Here is a 265-nt window from a genome sequence, read left to right as displayed (position 1 = left end):
TCAGCTGGGAGAGCACCAGCCTTACAAGCTGGGGGTCACAGGTTCGAACCCTGTACCACCCACCATCATGGTTTCATGATGCTCGGGTATCACGTGTTGCAAGTCGCAGTAGCGGGAAAAGCGTTGGAGTCTGCGGACCGGTAGTTCAGTCGGTTAGAATGCCGGCCTGTCACGCCGGAGGTCGCGAGTTCGAGTCTCGTCCGGTCCGCCATATCGACGTCTTCTGCTGCATTCAATACGTTTCACGCTTCGCTGCATTCAATAC

1 tRNA gene is annotated in these 265 nt (G+C 56.2%); it reads left to right on the top strand.

The features are described 5' to 3' along the window. Positions 1-134 precede the first annotated feature (134 nt). Positions 135-211, top strand: a tRNA-Asp gene (locus tag BTW07_RS18550). Positions 212-265 lie beyond the last annotated feature (54 nt).

The sequence above is a fragment of the Salinicola socius genome, assembly GCF_001937195.1.
Taxonomy (GTDB): domain Bacteria; phylum Pseudomonadota; class Gammaproteobacteria; order Pseudomonadales; family Halomonadaceae; genus Salinicola; species Salinicola socius.
Note: the sequence above shows the minus strand (reverse complement) of the source record. Positions and strands in the feature narration are given on the sequence as shown.